Origin of the sequence: Pseudomonas sp. HLMP, from assembly GCF_046365545.1 — a bacterium.
Taxonomy (GTDB): domain Bacteria; phylum Pseudomonadota; class Gammaproteobacteria; order Pseudomonadales; family Pseudomonadaceae; genus Aquipseudomonas; species Aquipseudomonas guariconensis_B.
Genome location: NZ_JBDLLR010000001.1, coordinates 3,852,120 through 3,869,779, shown reverse-complemented (window position 1 = coordinate 3,869,779; position 17,660 = coordinate 3,852,120). Strand labels below are relative to the sequence as shown.

Sequence of the window (17,660 nt, the reverse complement as noted above, 5' to 3'; positions counted from 1 at the left end):
GATGCAAATGGGACTGGATTTCAACCTGGTCGAGGAGCTGGTCGCCGGTGTCGACGAAGTCGGCCGTGGCCCGCTGTGCGGAGCGGTGGTCACCGCTGCGGTGATCCTCGACCCGCACAGGCCGATCCTCGGCCTGAACGATTCGAAGAAACTCACCGAAGCCAAGCGTGAGGTGCTGTTCGACGAGATCTGCGAAAAGGCCCTGGCATTTTGTATCGCCCGTGCCGAGGTCGAGGAAATCGACCGCCTGAATATCCTCCACGCGACCATGCTGGCCATGCAGCGCGCGGTGGAGGGCCTGAGCATCACGCCGAAGCTGGCGTTGATCGATGGCAACCGCTGCCCAAAACTGGCCGTGCCGGCTGCGCCAGTGGTCCAGGGCGATGCCAAGGTCCCGGCCATCGCCGCTGCCTCGATCCTGGCCAAGGTCACCCGTGACCGGGAAATGAGCGCCTTCGAGCTGATCTACCCTGGCTATGGTATTGGCGGACACAAGGGCTATCCCACGCCGGTGCACCTGGAAGCCCTGGCGCGGCTCGGGCCGACGCCGATCCACCGGCGCTCCTTCGCACCGGTGCGCGCAGCCTGGGAAGCCCGCGACGGTATCACCGGGTCTCTGCTCGAGCCTTGATTGGCCCCAAGATTGCCATCCCCCGAAAAGCCCGTGCGCACTGCCTAATTACCTGCCCCCGACACTCACTCGACCGGCTGTTGGGTTACAATCCCGCCCTTGTCGTTCCGCACTGCCACAGGATCATCCATGCCGGTTTCCTTCGTTCATCTTCGTGTGCACTCCGAATTCTCGCTGGTCGACGGCCTGGTGCGGATCAAGCCGCTGGCCAAGGCCCTGGCCGGGATGAACATGCCGGCGGTGGCGATCACCGACCAGAGCAACATGTGCTCGCTGGTGAAGTTCTACAAGACCGCCATGGGGGCCGGCATCAAGCCGATCTGCGGTGCCGACCTGTGGCTGGCTGGCACCGACCCGGAGGCACCGCTCTCGCGCATCTGCTTCCTGGCCATGAACCCCAAGGGGTATCGCAACCTCACCGAGCTGATCTCCCGTGGCTGGGTCGAAGGCCAGCGCAACGGTCTGGTGGTCATCCAGCGCGAGTGGATCGCCCCGGCCAGCGAAGGGCTGATCGGCCTGTCCGCAGCCCGCGAAGGCGACATCGGCATGGCCCTGCTGGCGGGCAAGATCGACGAGGCCGAAGCCCTGCTGCGCGATTGGATGGGCATGTTCCCCGAGCGCTTCTACGTCGAGCTGCAGCGCACCAACCGCGCGGGCGACGAGGAATACGTGCATGCCGCCGTGGCCCTGGCCGATCGCCTCGGCGCGCCGCTGGTGGCGACCAACGACGTACGTTTCATCAAGCAGTCGGACTTCGACGCCCACGAGACCCGCGTCTGCATCGGCGAGGGCTGGACCCTGGACGATCCGCGTCGCCCGCGCCTGTACAGCGATCAGCAGTACCTCAAGAGCGCGGAGGAAATGGCCGAGCTGTTCAGCGACCTGCCGGACGCGATCGCCAACACCGTGGAGATCGCCAAGCGCTGCAACATCCAGGTACAGCTGGGCAAGTACTTCCTCCCCGACTTCCCCACGCCCAACGGCATGGGCATCGACGACTACTTGCGCCACGTCGCCCACGAAGGCCTGGAGGAGCGCCTGGCGGTGCTCTGGCCCAAGGAGACCACGCCCAACTACGAAGAGAAGCGCCAGGTCTACCTGGACCGCCTGAAGTTCGAACTGGACATCATCATCCAGATGGGCTTCCCCGGTTACTTCCTGATCGTTATGGACTTCATCAAGTGGGCCAAGAACAACGGCGTACCGGTCGGCCCCGGCCGGGGTTCGGGTGCCGGTTCGCTGGTGGCCTACGTGCTGAAGATCACCGACCTCGATCCGTTGGCCTACGACCTGCTGTTCGAGCGCTTCCTCAACCCTGAACGTATTTCCATGCCCGACTTCGACGTCGACTTCTGCATGGACGGCCGCGACCGGGTGATCGACTACGTGGCCGAGGCCTACGGGCGCAATGCGGTGAGCCAGATCATCACCTTCGGCACCATGGCCGCCAAGGCGGTTGTGCGCGACGTGGCGCGGGTCCAGGGCAAGTCCTACGGCCTGGCCGACCGCCTGTCGAAGATGATCCCCTTCGAGGTCGGCATGACCCTGGAGAAGGCCTACGAGCAGGAAGAGATGCTCCGCGACTTCCTCAAGAGCGACGAGGACGCCCGTGAGATCTGGGACATGGCCCTCAAGCTCGAGGGCGTCACCCGGGGTACCGGCAAGCACGCCGGTGGCGTGGTGATCGCGCCGACCAAACTGACCGACTTCTCGCCGATCGCCTGTGACGAAGAGGGCGGCGGCCTGGTGACCCAGTTCGACAAGGACGACGTGGAGGCCGCGGGCCTGGTGAAGTTCGACTTCCTCGGCCTGCGAACCCTGACCATCATCAAGTGGGCGATGGAGACCATCAACCGCGACCAGGCGCGCAAGAACCTGCCCGAGGTCAACATCGACTTCATCCCGCTGGATGACAAGAAGACCTACGACCTGCTGCAGAAGGCCGAGACCACGGCGGTGTTCCAGCTCGAATCCCGTGGCATGAAGGAGCTGATCAAGAAGCTCAAGCCCGACTGCCTGGAAGACCTCATCGCACTGGTGGCGCTGTTCCGCCCCGGCCCGCTGCAGTCGGGCATGGTGGACGACTTCATCAACCGCAAGCACGGCCGCGCCGAGCTCGCCTACCCGCACCCGGACTACCAGTACGACGGCCTCAAGCCGGTGTTGGCACCGACCTACGGCATCATCCTGTACCAGGAACAGGTGATGCAGATCGCCCAGGTGATGGCTGGCTATACCCTCGGTGGCGCCGACATGCTGCGCCGGGCGATGGGTAAGAAGAAACCCGAGGAGATGGCCAAGCAGCGCGGTGGCTTCATCGAGGGCTGCGCGCAGAACGGCATCGATGCCGAGCTGGCGGGCAACATCTTCGACTTGGTGGAAAAGTTCGCCGGCTATGGTTTCAACAAGTCGCACTCGGCCGCCTACGGACTGGTCTCCTACCAGACCGCCTGGCTCAAGACGCACTACCCGGCGCCGTTCATGGCGGCGGTCCTGTCGGCGGATATGCACAACACCGACAAGGTGGTGGTGCTGATCGAGGAAGTGCGCAGCATGAAGCTGCGCCTGGACGCGCCGGATGTGAACAGCTCCGACTTCAAGTTCACGGTCAACGACGATGGCCGCATCGTCTATGGCCTGGGTGCGATCAAGGGCGTCGGCGAGGGGCCGGTGGAGGCCATCGTCGAGGCGCGTGCCGAGGGCGGGCCGTTCAAGGACCTGTTCGACTTCTGCGAGCGGGTCGACCTCAAGCGCATCAACAAGCGTACCCTCGATGCCTTGATCCGCAGCGGTGCGCTGGATCGCCTGGGCCCGTACTTCCACGACGAGCTCAAGGCCTACCAGGCCAATATCGACCGCAACCGCGCGGTGCTGCTTTCGGCCCTGGAAGAGGCGATCAAGGCCGCCGAGCAGACCGCTCGCACCGCCGACAGTGGTCACGCCGACCTGTTCGGCGGGTTGTTCGTCGAGGAGGACGCCGATGTCTATGCCAACCACCGCAAGGTCCGCGAGCTGACCCTCAAGGAACGCCTGCGTGGCGAGAAGGATACCCTTGGCCTGTACCTGACCGGCCACCCGATCGACGAGTACGAGGGCGAGATCCGCCGTTTCGCCCGCCAGCGCATCGTCGACCTCAAGCCGTCGCGTGACACCCAGACGGTGGCGGGGATGATCATTGCCCTGCGGGTGATGAAGAACAAGAAGGGCGACAAGATGGGCTTCATCACCCTCGACGACCGTTCGGGGCGCATCGAGGCCTCGCTGTTCGCCGATGCCTTCATGGCCGCCCAGGCGCTGCTGCAGACCGACGCCATGGTGGTGGTGGAGGGCGAGGTCAGCCACGACGATTTCTCCGGTGGCCTGCGCCTGCGGGTCAAGCAAGTGATGACCATGGAGGACGCTCGCACCAAGCTGGCCGAGAGCCTGCGCCTGAAGGTGGCCCATGATGCCCTCAAGGGCGATCGCCTGGCCTGGCTCGGCGAGTTGATCACCCGCCATCGCGGGGGCTGCCCGATCACCCTGGAGTACACCGGCAGCGATGCGCGGGCCATGCTGCAATTCGGCGACGAGTGGTCGATCGACCCGGCCGATGGCCTGATCCAGGCCCTGCGTGACCAGTTCGGGCGTGAGAACGTCTTCCTGCAATACCGCTGAATCGACCAATTTTAATCTCGACCTGAATGCGCCTGATCCCTTAAGGTAGGGCGCCAAACGGATCAACCGGCCGGCCGCCTGGCCGTAGACCCAAGACGGATGCCTATGAACCCGAATTTCCTGGATTTCGAACAGCCGATTGCCGACCTGCAAGCCAAGATCGAAGAGCTGCGCCTGGTGGGCAACGACAACTCGCTGAACATCAGCGATGAAATTGCCCGTCTGCAAGACAAGAGCAGCACCCTCACCGAAAGCATCTTCGGCAACCTGACCAGCTGGCAGATCGCCCGCCTGGCCCGTCACCCACGCCGCCCCTATACCCTGGACTACATCCAGCACATCTTCACCGAGTTCGAAGAGCTGCACGGCGACCGTCATTTCGCCGACGACGCCGCGATCGTCGGGGGTACCGCGCGCCTGGATGGCAAGCCGGTGATGGTCATCGGCCACCAGAAGGGCCGTGAAGTGCGCGAGAAGGTGCGCCGCAACTTCGGTATGCCGCGTCCGGAAGGCTACCGCAAGGCCTGCCGCCTGATGGAAATGGCCGAGCGCTTCAAGATGCCGATCCTCACCTTCATCGACACGCCGGGCGCCTACCCGGGCATCGACGCCGAGGAGCGCAACCAGAGCGAGGCCATCGCCTGGAACCTGCGCGTGATGGCGCGCCTGAAGACCCCGATCATCGCCACCGTGATCGGTGAAGGTGGCTCGGGCGGCGCGCTGGCCATCGGTGTGTGCGACCAGCTGAACATGCTGCAGTACTCCACCTACTCGGTGATCTCGCCGGAAGGCTGCGCCTCGATCCTGTGGAAGACCGCCGACAAGGCTGCCGATGCTGCCGAGGCCATGGGCATCACCGCCGAGCGCCTGAAGAGCCTGAACATCGTCGACAAAGTCATCAACGAGCCGCTGGGCGGTGCCCACCGCGACCCGGCGAAGATGTCCGAGAGCATCCGCGCCGATTTGGTCGAGCAGTTGGACATGCTCGGCAAGTTCGACTACGACGCCCTGCTGGAGCGCCGGTACGAGCGCCTGATGAGCTACGGCGTCTAAGGCCAGCCGTCGAGCGGCACTGGGGCTGCTTTGCAGCCCCTCGCCGGCAAGCCGGCTCCCACAGAATCCTCTGCCCGGCACTCGATGTGTGAACCCCAAGCGCCCACAAGCGCTTCTGCCAGGCAGGTGATGTTTGAACACCGCTGGCCCCTGTGGGAGCCGGCTTGCCGGCGAGGGGCGAAGCGGCCCCCAATGGCAGCGTAATGGGGCTACCCCGCTCACGTGCGAGGCCTTCATGATCGACCTTACCGCTTCCCTCTCTCCCTGGCTCAATGCCCCTGCCTGGTGCGTCGCCTTCTCCGGCGGCCTCGACTCCACCGTCTTGCTGCACTTGCTGGCCGACTACCGCCGTACCCATGACGCGCCACCGCTGCGTGCCGTGCACGTCCACCATGGCCTGCAGCCCGCCGCCAACGATTGGCCGGGGCATTGCCAGGCAATCTGCGCCGCCCTGGGTATCGAACTGAAGGTGATCCGCGTCCAGGTCGCCCCTGGCGCCAGCCTCGAGCAGGCCGCCCGCGATGCCCGCTATGCCGCCTTCGCCGCAATACTGGGGCCGGGCGAGGTGCTGTTCACTGGCCAGCACCGCGAAGACCAGGCCGAGACGCTGCTGTTTCGCCTGCTACGCGGTGCCGGCCTGCGCGGGCTGGCGGCCATGCCTGTGCAGCGGCCGCTGGGGCAGGGCAGGTTGGCCAGGCCGCTGCTGGCGGTGACGCGGGCCGCGTTGCTTGAATATGCCGGAACACGGGGGCTGTCATGGATCGAGGACCCTTCGAACGCCGACACCGCCTTCGCCCGCAACTACCTGCGTGGCGAGGTCTTCCCGCTGCTGCGCCAGCGCTGGCCCCAGGCCGCCGCCAATCTGGCGCGCACGGCCGAGCACCTGGGCGAAGCGCTGGGTCTGCTGGACGACCTGGCCGCCGCCGACCTGGTGGCGGCCCACGGCCAGGCGCCATTCGCCTGGCTCGGCCTGGACTCCCTCGACCTGGCCACGCTGGCAGCATTGTCACCCGCACGCCAGCGTAATGCCCTGCAGTACTGGCTGAGCAGCCGCACACGCCTGCCCGACAGCCGGCACTGGGCCGGCTGGGAGTGCCTGCGTGACGCTGCGGCGGACGGCCAGCCGCTATGGTGCCTGGCCGACGGGGTGGTGCAGCGTAGCCACGGCCGCATCTGGTGGTTGAGCGGCGCCTGGCTGGCGCCGGTGCAGGGCCGGCATGGTTGGGACGATCCTGGTGGGGTGCTGCCGCTGCCCGGCAACGGCAGCGTGCACCTGGCAGGCGAGGCCCCGCCTGGCGAATTGTCCATCGCCTATCGTCAGGGCGGCGAGGTGCTCGACCTGCCTGGCCGTGGCCGACGAGACCTCAAGCGCCTGCTCAACGAGCTGCAGGTACCTCACTTCGTGCGCCCGCGCCTGCCGCTGCTGTACCAGGGCGAGCGCCTGCTGGCGCTGGCCAACCTGCCCTTGCCGGGGCAGGGCGCGGTGCGCCTGTGCTGGCAGCCGCCGACGAACGTGCAAGGTTTGAGCTGAAGGGTACATTCGGGTAGACTACCCTCCCTTCTTGATACAGCTTCTGTGGGTTCATCGAAAACACGGGAGTTGCCGATTACCAAGCAGTTTTTTGCTGGGCTGATTCTTAAAATGACGAGCGAGCTCCATGCCGGGGATGCCCCCGGTCTGTACAGACGCGGCAGTTTTTCGAGATGCACTGTGATTGACGCAGGTGATCGGGGGCTTCGGCCTTCCTTCGCTTTCTCCGGCGGCGCTGGCCGCTTTAACGCAGACTTCTAGGGTTTTTCATGACGCGCTACATATTCGTCACGGGCGGTGTTGTTTCTTCATTGGGGAAAGGCATTGCCTCGGCTTCCTTGGCGGCCATCCTGGAGGCGCGGGGGCTCAAGGTCACCATGCTCAAGCTGGACCCGTACATCAACGTCGACCCCGGCACCATGAGCCCGTTCCAGCACGGCGAGGTGTTCGTCACCCACGATGGCGCCGAGACCGACCTCGACCTGGGCCACTACGAGCGGTTCATCCGCACCACCATGACCCAGAACAACAACTTCACCACCGGCCGTATCTACGAGCACGTGCTGCGCAAGGAGCGCCGTGGTGACTACCTGGGCGCGACCATCCAGGTCATCCCGCACATCACCGACGAGATCAAGCGCCGCATCATCAAGGGCGCCGGCGATGCCGACGTGGCCCTGGTGGAAATCGGCGGCACCGTCGGCGACATCGAGTCGCAGCCGTTCCTCGAGGCGATCCGCCAGTTGCGCGTCGAAGTGGGCTCCAAGCGCGCCATGCTGATGCACCTGACCCTGGTGCCGTACATCGCCACCGCTGGCGAGACCAAGACCAAGCCGACCCAGCACTCGGTCAAGGAACTGCGCTCCATCGGCCTGCAGCCGGACGTGCTGATCTGCCGTTCCGACCACCCGGTCGACGCCTCGTCGCGCCGCAAGATCGCCCTGTTCACCAACGTCGAAGAGCGTGCGGTGATCTCCCTGCAGGACGTCGATACCATCTACAAGATCCCGGGCGTGCTGCATGCCCAGGGCCTGGACGACTTCGTGGTCGAGCGCTTCGGCCTGCAGTGCGGCAGCGCCGACCTGTCCGAGTGGGACAAGGTGGTGGACGCCAAGCTCAACCCCGAGCATGAAGTCACCATCGCCATGGTCGGCAAGTACATGGAACTGCTGGATGCCTACAAGTCGCTAATCGAGGCGATGAGCCACGCCGGTATCCAGAACCGCACCAAGGTCAACCTGCGCTACATCGACTCCGAAGACATCGAGAACCAGGGCACCAGCCTGCTCGAGGGCGCCGACGCCATTCTCGTGCCTGGCGGTTTCGGCCTGCGCGGCGTGGAAGGCAAGATCACCGCGGTGCAGTACGCCCGCGAGAACAAGGTGCCGTACCTGGGCATCTGCCTGGGCATGCAGGTCGCGGTCATCGAGTTCGCCCGCAACGTCATGGGCTGGAAAGACGCCAATTCCACCGAGTTCGACCGCAACAGCGGCCATCCGGTGGTCGGCCTGATCACCGAGTGGGCCGATGCCACCGGTGCCGTCGAGACCCGTACCGAAGCCTCCGACCTGGGCGGCACCATGCGCCTGGGTGCCCAGGAGTGCCAGATCGTCGGTGGCTCCAAGGTCCATGAATGCTATGGCAAGGACGTGATCGTCGAACGCCACCGCCACCGCTACGAGGTCAACAACACCCTGCTGCCGCAGATGATCGACGCTGGCCTGCTGGTGTCCGGCCGCTCCGGCGACGGTGCCCTGGTCGAAGTGGTCGAATCCAAGGACCACCCTTGGTTCGTCGCCTGCCAGTTCCACCCGGAGTTCACCTCGACCCCGCGTGACGGCCATCCGCTGTTCAGTGGCTTCGTCAAGGCGGCCCTGGCACAGAAGAACAAGGCCTGATCCATGACCCAGAAGATCATTCGCGTCGGTAACATCGAGATCGCCAACGACAAGCCGTTCGTCCTGTTCGGCGGCATGAACGTCCTGGAGTCCCGTGATCTGGCCCTGAAGGTCTGCGAGGAATACGTGCGGGTGACCGAGAAGCTCGGCATCCCGTACGTGTTCAAGGCCAGCTTCGACAAGGCCAACCGTTCGTCGGTCAAATCCTTCCGTGGCCCGGGCATGGAAGAAGGGCTGAAGATCTTCGAGGAGATCAAGCAGACCTTCAAGGTGCCGGTGATCACCGACGTGCACGAGCCCTACCAGGCCGAGCCCGTCGCCAAGGTCTGCGACATCATCCAGCTGCCGGCCTTCCTGTCGCGCCAGACCGACCTGGTCGTGGCCATGGCCAAGACCGGCGCGGTGATCAACATCAAGAAGGCACAGTTCCTCGCGCCCCAGGAAATGAAGCACATCCTGGACAAGTGCGTGGAGGCCGGCAACGACCAGTTGATCCTCTGCGAGCGTGGTTCGAGCTTCGGCTACAACAACCTTGTGGTGGACATGCTCGGCTTCGGCCTCATGAAGCAGTTCGAATACCCGGTGTTCTTCGACGTGACCCACGCCTTGCAGATGCCGGGCGGTCGCACCGACTCCGCCGGCGGGCGCCGCGCCCAGGTCACCGACCTGGCCAAGGCTGGCATGAGCCAGGGCCTGGCGGGCCTGTTCCTCGAAGCCCACCCGGACCCGGATAACGCCAAGTGCGATGGTCCCTGCGCCCTGCGCCTGGACAAGCTGGAGCCGTTCCTGGCCCAGCTCAAGCAACTGGACGACCTGGTGAAAAGTTTTCCGACGGTAGAAACCGCGTAAAGCCCATTTCTCCGGTAAAGTACCGCACGTTCCACCCCTGACCGATGAGTCAGGGGTCGCCTTCGCCAGGCCTGCCCGTTCACGAACTGCCTGGCGAACGGCCGGATTTCCTAAGCTGCGTTGTTTTCGTCAATTTTGGAGTGCTTACAACAATGGCAAAAATCGTCGACATCAAAGGTCGTGAAGTTCTCGATTCGCGTGGCAACCCCACCGTGGAAGCCGATGTTCTGCTCGACAACGGCATCATCGGCAGCGCTTGCGCGCCGTCCGGTGCTTCCACCGGCTCGCGCGAAGCGCTGGAGCTGCGTGATGGCGACAAGAGCCGTTACCTGGGCAAGGGCGTGCTGAAGGCCGTCGCCAACATCAACGGCCCGATCCGCGACCTGCTGCTGGGCAAGGACCCGGCCGACCAGAAAGCCCTGGACCGCGCCATGATCGAGCTGGACGGTACCGAGAACAAGGCCAAGCTGGGCGCTAACGCCATCCTGGCTGTCTCCCTGGCCGCCGCCAAGGCCGCTGCCCAGGACCAGGAGCTGCCGCTGTACGCACACATCGCCAACCTCAACGGTACCCCGGGTCAGTACTCCATGCCGGTGCCGATGATGAACATCATCAACGGTGGCGAGCACGCCGACAACAACGTCGACATCCAGGAGTTCATGGTCCAGCCGGTCGGCGCCAAGACCTTCTCCGACGCCCTGCGCATGGGCACCGAGATCTTCCACCACCTCAAGGCCGTGCTCAAGGCCCGTGGCCTGAACACCGCCGTGGGTGACGAAGGTGGTTTCGCACCGAACCTGACCTCCAACGAAGACGCCCTGGGCGCCATCGCCGAAGCCGTCGAGAAGGCCGGCTACAAGCTGGGCAGCGACGTGACCCTGGCCCTGGACTGCGCGGCTTCCGAGTTCTACGAGGACGGCAAGTACAACCTCTCCGGCGAAGGCAAGTCGTTCGACGCCGAAGGCTTTGCCGAGTACCTGAAGGGCCTGACCGAGCGCTTCCCGATCATCTCCATCGAAGATGGCCTGGACGAGTCCGACTGGGCTGGCTGGAAAATCCTCACCGACAAGATCGGCGCCAAGGTGCAACTGGTCGGTGACGACCTGTTCGTGACCAACACCAAGATTCTCAAGGAAGGCATCGAGAAGGGCATCGGCAACTCGATCCTGATCAAGTTCAACCAGATCGGCTCGCTGACCGAGACCCTGGAAGCCATCCAGATGGCCAAGGCCGCCGGCTACACCGCGGTGATCTCGCACCGTTCGGGCGAAACCGAGGACTCGACCATCGCCGACCTGGCTGTCGGTACCGCTGCCGGCCAGATCAAGACCGGCTCGCTGTGCCGTTCCGACCGCGTCTCCAAGTACAACCAACTGCTGCGCATCGAAGAGCAACTGGGTGCCAAGGCGGTGTACCGCGGTCGTGCCGAGTTTCGCGGCTGAGCAAGAGATGGTAAAAAGGCAGCAGCCGAGGCTGTCTGAACGTTCGTACTGAACAGTCAGACGCTTCTTACGGGTTTCTGTCGACGAAGCCTGGCCTCGGCCAGGCTTCGTGCTATTGGAAGTTCGCTGCGGCGGCCTTTTACCTCTGGATATCTTGATGCGCAGTCCCTATTGGTTGTTCCTCGTCCTGCTCCTGTTGCTCGGTGGCCTGCAGTATCGCCTGTGGGTGGGTAACGGTAGCCTGGCGCACGTGGCCGAGCTCAAGCAGCAGATTGCCGAGCAGCAAGCGGAGAACGAGCGGCTGCTGGAGCGCAATCGTGTGCTCGACGCCGAAGTCCTGGAGTTGAAAAAAGGTATGGAAACCGTGGAAGAACGGGCCCGCCACGAACTGGGGATGGTCAAGGAGGGCGAAACCCTCTACCAGCTGCCGCAGAAATGACCCAGACACTATCGGCCTTCTGGGCCGTGATTCCCGCCGCGGGCATTGGCGCCCGCATGGCTGCCGACCGCCCCAAGCAGTACCTGCAACTGGGGGGGCAGACCCTGCTCGAGCATAGCCTGGACTGTTTCCTCGACCATCCCACGCTCAAGGGCGTGGTGGTCAGTATCGCCGCCGACGATCCGTACTGGCCCGGCTTGCGCTGTGCCGGCGATCCGCGCATCCAGCGAGCGCCCGGTGGCCGCGAACGGGCCGACTCGGTGCTCAATGCGTTGTTGCTGTTGCATGCCCAGGGGGCGTCGGACAACGATTGGGTACTGGTGCACGACGCCGCGCGACCGAACCTGGCACGCAGCGATCTGGACCGGCTCCTGTCGGAATTGGCTGGCGACCCTGTGGGAGGTTTACTTGCGGTACCCGCGCGCGACACCCTCAAGCGTGCCGATGGCAATGGGCGGGTCAGCGCCACGGTGGACCGCAGCACCATCTGGCAGGCCTATACCCCGCAGATGTTCCGCCTCGGCGCCTTGCACCGGGCGCTGGCCGAGTGCCTGGTGGCGGATGTGGTCGTCACCGACGAATCATCCGCCATCGAGTGGGCCGGCCACGCACCGCGACTGGTCGAGGGGCGCAGCGACAACATCAAGGTGACCCGTCCGGAAGACCTGGAATGGTTGCGCCAGCGCTGGGCCAGCCGGCGCTGATCGAGCCTCTGGCGGGTCAGTTAAGATCTTTAGCTGCGTTTGGGGCCGCTTCGCAGCATTTGCCGAACTGCACCTCATGCCGCCCGGTACTCCGGCAACTGCGCCAAGCCTTCCTTGAGGTAGTCCACCAGCCTGCGCACCTTCGGCGACAGGTGCCGCTGTTGCGGATACAGTGCCCATACTGCGGTATTCGGCGGCTGGTGCGCCTCCAGCAACGACACCAGTGCCCCGCTGTTGAGGTGCTCGAGCACGTAGTAGTCCGGCAACTGGCACAACCCCATCCCCAGCAATGCCGCATCCAGCACCGCCTGCCCGCTGTTGCAGCGCCAGTTGCCCTGGACGCGTTGGCTCAGCTCGCGTCCGTCCTGCTGCAGGACCCAGATGTCCGAACTGCCGATCAGGCAGTTGTGCCGGGCCAGCTCCGACAGGCTGTGGGGCCGCCCGTAGCGTTCCAGGTAGGCCGGCGAGGCGCACAGGTACATGCGCCGCGGCGCCAGGCGGGTGGCTACCAGGCGTGAGTCCTGCAGGCGGCCGAGGCGGATCGCCAGGTCCATGCCTTCATGCAGCAGGTCAAGGGTGCGGTTGCTCAACTCCACTTCTACCCGCAATTGTGGATAGAGCGCCAGGAAGCGGGTCACCAGCGGCACGATGAAGCGCTCGCCGTAGGCCACCGCGCAGGTCATGCGCAGCAACCCCTTGGGTTCGCTGGCCAGGTCGCCCATGGCACGCAGGGCCTCCTCGCGGCCATCCTGCAGCCGTTGGCAATGCTGCAGGAAGGTCTGCCCGGCCTCGCTCAGGGTCACGCGCCGGGTACTGCGGTACAGCAGGCGGGTCTGCAGGCGCTCCTCCAGACGGGCGATCTGGCGGCTGACATGCGAGGAGGAAACCCCCAGGCGTTCGGCCGCGCTGGTGAACTGGCCCGACTCGGCCACCGCGACGAATTCGTCGATGCCTTCCCAGCGACTGCTCATGGATTATCCCTGTATGGCAATAATGTTTTGACTCAAGCCGGATTATTCACGAAAAGCCCCTGAATTACACTGCCAGCGTGAATCCTTCCCCTTGTCTGGAGACCCTTGATGATCAAGTCCCGCGCTGCCGTTGCCTTCGAGGCCAAGAAACCCCTGGAAATCGTCGAAGTGGACGTGGCCATGCCCAAGGCCGGCGAGGTGCTGCTGCGCGTGGTGGCCAGCGGTGTCTGCCACACCGACGCCTACACCCTGTCTGGCGCCGACCCGGAGGGCATCTTCCCGTCGATCCTCGGCCACGAGGGCGGGGCGGTCGTCGAGGCGGTGGGCGAGGGCGTGACCTCGGTGGCGGTCGGTGACCATGTGATCCCGCTCTATACCCCCGAATGCGGCCAGTGCAAGTTCTGCCGCTCCGGCAAGACCAACCTGTGCCAGGCGATCCGCGCCACCCAGGGCAAGGGCCTGATGCCGGATGGCACCACCCGGTTCTCTTACAAGGGCCAGCAGTTGTTCCACTACATGGGCACCTCGACCTTTTCCGAGTACACCGTGCTGCCGGAAATTTCCGTGGCCAAGATCGCCAAGGACGCACCCCTGGAGAAGGTTTGCCTGCTCGGCTGCGGCGTGACCACCGGTATCGGCGCCGTGCTCAACACCGCCAAGGTCAAGCCCGGCGATACCGTGGCCATCTTCGGCCTGGGCGGTATCGGCCTGTCGGCGATCATCGGCGCGGTCAAGGCCAAGGCCTCGCGCATCATCGCCGTCGACATCAATCCGGCCAAGTTCGAGATCGCCCGCCAGCTGGGTGCCACCGATTGCGTCAACCCCAAGGACTATGACCGCCCGATCCAGGAGGTCATCGTCGACCTCACCGACGGCGGCGTGGACTTCTCCTTCGAATGCGTGGGCAATGTCCAACTGATGCGTGCGGCCCTGGAATGCTGCCACAAGGGCTGGGGCGAGTCGGTGATCATCGGCGTGGCCGGTGCCGGCCAGGAGATCTCCACCCGTCCGTTCCAGCTGGTCACCGGCCGTGTCTGGCGCGGTTCGGCCTTTGGCGGCGTGCGTGGCCGCAGCGAACTGCCGAGCTACGTGGAAATGTCGCAGAAGGGCGAGATCCCGCTGGACACCTTCATCACCCACACCATGGGCCTGGAGGACATCAACAAAGCCTTCGACCTGATGCACGAAGGCAAGAGCATCCGTAGCGTGATCCACTTCTGAGGTCTGCCATGAGCCTGGAAAACATCTCCTGCCAGAAGAGCTTCGGCGGCTGGCACAAGCGCTACCGACACAGTTCCAAGGTGCTGGGCTGCGACATGGTGTTCGCCGTCTACCTGCCGCCGCAGGCCGAGCAGGGCGAGAAGCTGCCGGTACTGTACTGGCTCAGCGGCCTGACCTGCACCGACGAGAACTTCATGCAGAAGGCCGGCGCCCAGCACCTGGCCGCGGAGCTTGGGCTGATCATCGTCGCCCCCGACACCAGCCCGCGTGGCGAACAGGTGCCGGGCGATCCGGACGGCGCTTGGGATTTCGGCCTGGGCGCTGGCTTCTACCTCAATGCCACCCAGCAACCCTGGGCCCAGCACTACCGCATGCACGACTATGTGGTGGAGGAGCTGCCCGCCCTGGTCGAGGCGCATTTCCCGGCGTCCGACCAGCGCAGTATCAGCGGTCACTCCATGGGCGGCCATGGCGCCCTGGTATGCGCCTTGCGCAATCCGGGGCGCTATCGTTCGGTGTCGGCGTTCTCGCCGATCAGCAACCCGATGGACTGCCCTTGGGGCGAGAAGGCGTTTTCCCGCTACCTGGGCGAGGATCGTTCACGCTGGCGCGAGTGGGATGCCAGCGTGCTGTTGGCCGAGACACCGTCCGGCCAGTGCCCGCCGTTGCTGGTGGACCAGGGCGACCGGGACGACTTCCTGGAAAAGCAGCTCAAACCCGAGGCCCTGGAGCAAGCCGCACGCAAGGCCGGCCACGAGCTGACCCTGCGCCTGCAGCCAGGTTATGACCATAGCTACTACTTCATCGCCAGCTTCATCGACGAGCACCTGCGCCACCACGCCGTAGCGCTGGGCCGGGTCTAGCCGCGAGCTGCAAGAAAAGCAGTCCGCCGCCGATGTGCTTTTGCTTGCAGCTCAGAGCAGGGAAGAGCATCCGCGCAAGGTCGAGCAAAGCAGGTAGAATCACGCCCTGACTCAAATCGGGGCGTTTTTCTATGCGTATTGGCCACGGCTACGATGTGCACCGTTTCTGCGACGGCGATTTCATTACCCTGGGTGGGGTACGTATCCCCCACAAGTACGGCCTGCTGGCCCATTCCGACGGCGATGTGCTGTTGCACGCCCTGAGCGATGCGCTGCTCGGCGCCGCGGCGCTGGGCGACATCGGCAAGCATTTTCCCGACACCGACCCGCAGTTCAAGGGCGCCGACAGCCGCGTGTTGCTGCGCCATGTGGTCGGCATCGTCCAGGCCAAGGGCTGGAAGGTCGGCAACGTCGACGCCACCATCGTCGCCCAGGCGCCGAAGATGGCACCGCACATCGAGACCATGCGCCAGCTGATCGCCGAAGACTTGCAGGTGCAACTGGACCAGGTCAACGTCAAGGCCACCACCACCGAGAAGCTGGGCTTCACCGGCCGCGAGGAGGGCATCGCCGTGCACGCGGTGGCCCTGTTGCTGCCAGCATGACCGAACTGGAACTGCTGGGTCCGCGTGCATCGGGCGAGGCGTTGGGCAGCGCGGTGCTCAAGGCGGTGGCCGAAGACTTCCAGGTCGACGAAGTGCTGGACATTCCCTTGTCCGGCCAGGGCGAGCACCTCTGGCTGTGGGTCGAAAAGCGTGACCTGAACACCGAGGAGGCTGCCCGCCGCCTGGCCCGTGCTGCCGGCGTGCCCCTGCGCGCCATCAGCTACGCCGGGCTCAAGGACCGCCAGGCCCTGACCCGCCAGTGGTTCAGCCTGCACCTGCCGGGCAAGGCCGACCCTGATCTGTCGCGTGCCGAGGACGCCAGCCTGCGCGTGCTCAAGCGGGTGCGCCACCAGCGCAAGCTGCAGCGTGGCGCCCATTCAGCCAACGGCTTCACCCTGCGCCTGACCGCCCTGGTGGCGGATCGCCAGGCCCTGGATGCTCGCCTGGAGCAACTCAAGCGCCAGGGCGTGCCGAACTACTTCGGCAGCCAGCGCTTCGGCCATGCCGGTGGCAATGTCCATGACGCCCAGGACTGGGCGGCCCGCGCGGCCCTGCCGGAGCAGCGCAACCTGCGTTCGCGCCTGTTGTCGGCGGCGCGCAGCTACCTGTTCAACCAGGTCTTGGCCGCACGGGTCGCCGACGGCAGCTGGCAGCGGGCCCAGGTCGGTGATTTGCTGGCTTTCACCGACAGCCGTAGTTTCTTCGCGGCAGGCGAACAGGAGTGCGCCGATCCGCGCCTGGACATTCTCGATCTTCACCCCACCGGGCCGCTCTGGGGCGCGGGTTCTACACCTGCTGGCGGGGCTGGCGCGGCACTGGAAACCGCCATCGGCGAGCGGCACCCGGCGTTGTGCCAGTGGCTGGCCCTGGCGGACATGAAGCACGAGCGGCGTATCCTGCGGCTCCCTATTGGCGGGCTGACGTGGCATTATCCCGAGCCTGATATCCTGCAACTGGAATTCGTCCTTCCGGCCGGATGCTTCGCCACCGTTGTGGTGCGCGAGCTTGTCGATCTGGTGCCGGCGGGGCAGACGGACAGCCCATGCGTATTCTGATTTCGAATGACGACGGTGTTACCGCACCCGGCCTCGCCGCGCTGCACGCTGCGCTGGTGGATCATGCCGAGTGCGTGGTGATTGCCCCGGATCAAGACAAGAGCGGCGCCAGTAGTTCGCTGACGCTGGACAGGCCCCTGCACCCGCAGACCCTGGCCAACGGTTTCATCAGCCTCAACGGCACGCCCACCGACTGCGTGCACCTGGGGCTCAACGGCCTGCTGCCGGAAACGCCCGACATGGTCGTCTCCGGCATCAACCTGGGCGCCAACCTGGGCGACGACGTGCTCTATTCCGGCACGGTCGCCGCAGCGCTCGAAGGGCGTTTCCTCGGTGGCACGTCGCTGGCGTTCTCGCTGCTGTCGCGCCAGCCGGACAACCTGCCCACCGCCGCCTACATCGCCCGCCGCCTGGTAGAGGCCCAGGCGCGCCTGGAGCTGCCGCCGCGTACCGTGCTCAACGTCAACATCCCCAACCTGCCCTTGGAGCACATCCGGGGTATCCAGCTCACTCGCCTCGGCCACCGCGCGCGCGCGGCGGCGCCGACCAAGGTGGTCAACCCCCGGGGCAAGGAAGGCTACTGGATCGCCGTGGCCGGCGATGCCGAGGACGGTGGGCCGGGCACGGACTTCCATGCGGTGATGCAGGGCTATGTCTCGATCACGCCGTTGCAGCTGGACCGCACCTTCAACGACGCCTTCGAGCGTCTGGACGGCTGGCTGGAGGGACTGCTCTGATGCGCGA

The 17,660-nt window shown here is 65.2% G+C and carries 15 protein-coding genes; 14 read left to right on the top strand and 1 reads right to left on the bottom strand.

Annotated elements, in window-relative coordinates; genetic code table 11:
- Position 1: 1 nt before the first annotated feature.
- The 9 genes from rnhB to ispD all read left to right on the top strand — a co-directional run bounded on the left by rnhB (position 2) and on the right by ispD (position 12,201).
- A complete protein-coding gene (gene rnhB, locus ABFA30_RS17860; RefSeq protein WP_225787345.1) occupies positions 2-631 on the top strand; it encodes a ribonuclease HII in 630 nt (209 codons plus the stop codon).
- Between the two features lie 129 nt (positions 632-760).
- Entirely contained in the window at positions 761-4,285 is a 3,525-nt protein-coding gene (gene dnaE / locus ABFA30_RS17855; protein ID WP_225787346.1) for a DNA polymerase III subunit alpha, read from the top strand.
- 105 nt (positions 4,286-4,390) lie between these two features.
- The gene (locus tag ABFA30_RS17850; RefSeq protein WP_225787347.1) at positions 4,391-5,338 is read left to right on the top strand and encodes an acetyl-CoA carboxylase carboxyltransferase subunit alpha; all 948 of its coding nucleotides are present in this window, start codon (positions 4,391-4,393) and stop codon (positions 5,336-5,338) included.
- Positions 5,339-5,573: 235 nt separating this feature from the next.
- Positions 5,574-6,869, top strand: a complete 1,296-nt coding sequence (gene tilS / locus ABFA30_RS17845; RefSeq protein ID WP_253102040.1) for a tRNA lysidine(34) synthetase TilS — start codon at positions 5,574-5,576, stop codon at positions 6,867-6,869.
- Between the two features lie 269 nt (positions 6,870-7,138).
- Entirely contained in the window at positions 7,139-8,767 is a 1,629-nt protein-coding gene (locus tag ABFA30_RS17840) for a CTP synthase (RefSeq protein ID WP_225787349.1), read from the top strand.
- 3 nt (positions 8,768-8,770) lie between these two features.
- Positions 8,771-9,616 carry a 3-deoxy-8-phosphooctulonate synthase gene (gene kdsA, locus ABFA30_RS17835; protein WP_225787350.1) on the top strand — a complete coding sequence of 282 codons (846 nt, stop codon included), beginning with the start codon at positions 8,771-8,773 and terminating at the stop codon, positions 9,614-9,616.
- Between the two features lie 152 nt (positions 9,617-9,768).
- The gene (gene eno, locus ABFA30_RS17830) at positions 9,769-11,058 is read left to right on the top strand and encodes a phosphopyruvate hydratase (RefSeq protein WP_225787351.1); all 1,290 of its coding nucleotides are present in this window, start codon (positions 9,769-9,771) and stop codon (positions 11,056-11,058) included.
- 157 nt (positions 11,059-11,215) lie between these two features.
- Complete coding sequence (ftsB, locus tag ABFA30_RS17825) at positions 11,216-11,497, top strand: cell division protein FtsB (protein WP_225787352.1); 282 nt, start codon at positions 11,216-11,218, stop codon at positions 11,495-11,497.
- Positions 11,494-12,201 carry a 2-C-methyl-D-erythritol 4-phosphate cytidylyltransferase gene (ispD, locus tag ABFA30_RS17820; protein WP_253102043.1) on the top strand — a complete coding sequence of 236 codons (708 nt, stop codon included), beginning with the start codon at positions 11,494-11,496 and terminating at the stop codon, positions 12,199-12,201. Before ftsB ends, ispD begins: the two co-directional genes overlap by 4 nt.
- A gap of 74 nt (positions 12,202-12,275) precedes the next feature.
- On the opposite strand, the gene ABFA30_RS17815 is transcribed toward ispD, so the two are convergent.
- On the bottom strand, positions 12,276-13,172 hold the full coding sequence (locus ABFA30_RS17815; protein WP_225787354.1) for a LysR substrate-binding domain-containing protein: 897 nt from the start codon (positions 13,170-13,172) through the stop codon (positions 12,276-12,278).
- Positions 13,173-13,280: 108 nt separating this feature from the next.
- Between ABFA30_RS17815 and ABFA30_RS17810 the strand changes: the two genes are divergently transcribed.
- From ABFA30_RS17810 to surE, 5 genes are all read left to right on the top strand, one after another.
- Positions 13,281-14,393, top strand: coding sequence for an S-(hydroxymethyl)glutathione dehydrogenase/class III alcohol dehydrogenase (locus ABFA30_RS17810; protein ID WP_225787355.1), 1,113 nt, complete (start codon positions 13,281-13,283; stop codon positions 14,391-14,393).
- An 8-nt stretch (positions 14,394-14,401) separates the two neighbouring features.
- Positions 14,402-15,256, top strand: a complete 855-nt coding sequence (gene fghA / locus ABFA30_RS17805) for an S-formylglutathione hydrolase (protein ID WP_253102046.1) — start codon at positions 14,402-14,404, stop codon at positions 15,254-15,256.
- A gap of 131 nt (positions 15,257-15,387) precedes the next feature.
- The gene (gene ispF, locus ABFA30_RS17800) at positions 15,388-15,861 is read left to right on the top strand and encodes a 2-C-methyl-D-erythritol 2,4-cyclodiphosphate synthase (RefSeq protein WP_225787357.1); all 474 of its coding nucleotides are present in this window, start codon (positions 15,388-15,390) and stop codon (positions 15,859-15,861) included.
- A complete protein-coding gene (gene truD / locus ABFA30_RS17795) occupies positions 15,858-16,916 on the top strand; it encodes a tRNA pseudouridine(13) synthase TruD (RefSeq protein ID WP_253079942.1) in 1,059 nt (352 codons plus the stop codon). Before ispF ends, truD begins: the two co-directional genes overlap by 4 nt.
- Positions 16,904-17,653: a 5'/3'-nucleotidase SurE gene (surE, locus tag ABFA30_RS17790; protein WP_225787359.1), complete on the top strand. Its 750-nt coding sequence runs from the start codon at positions 16,904-16,906 to the stop codon at positions 17,651-17,653. Before truD ends, surE begins: the two co-directional genes overlap by 13 nt.
- Positions 17,654-17,660: the final 7 nt, after the last annotated feature.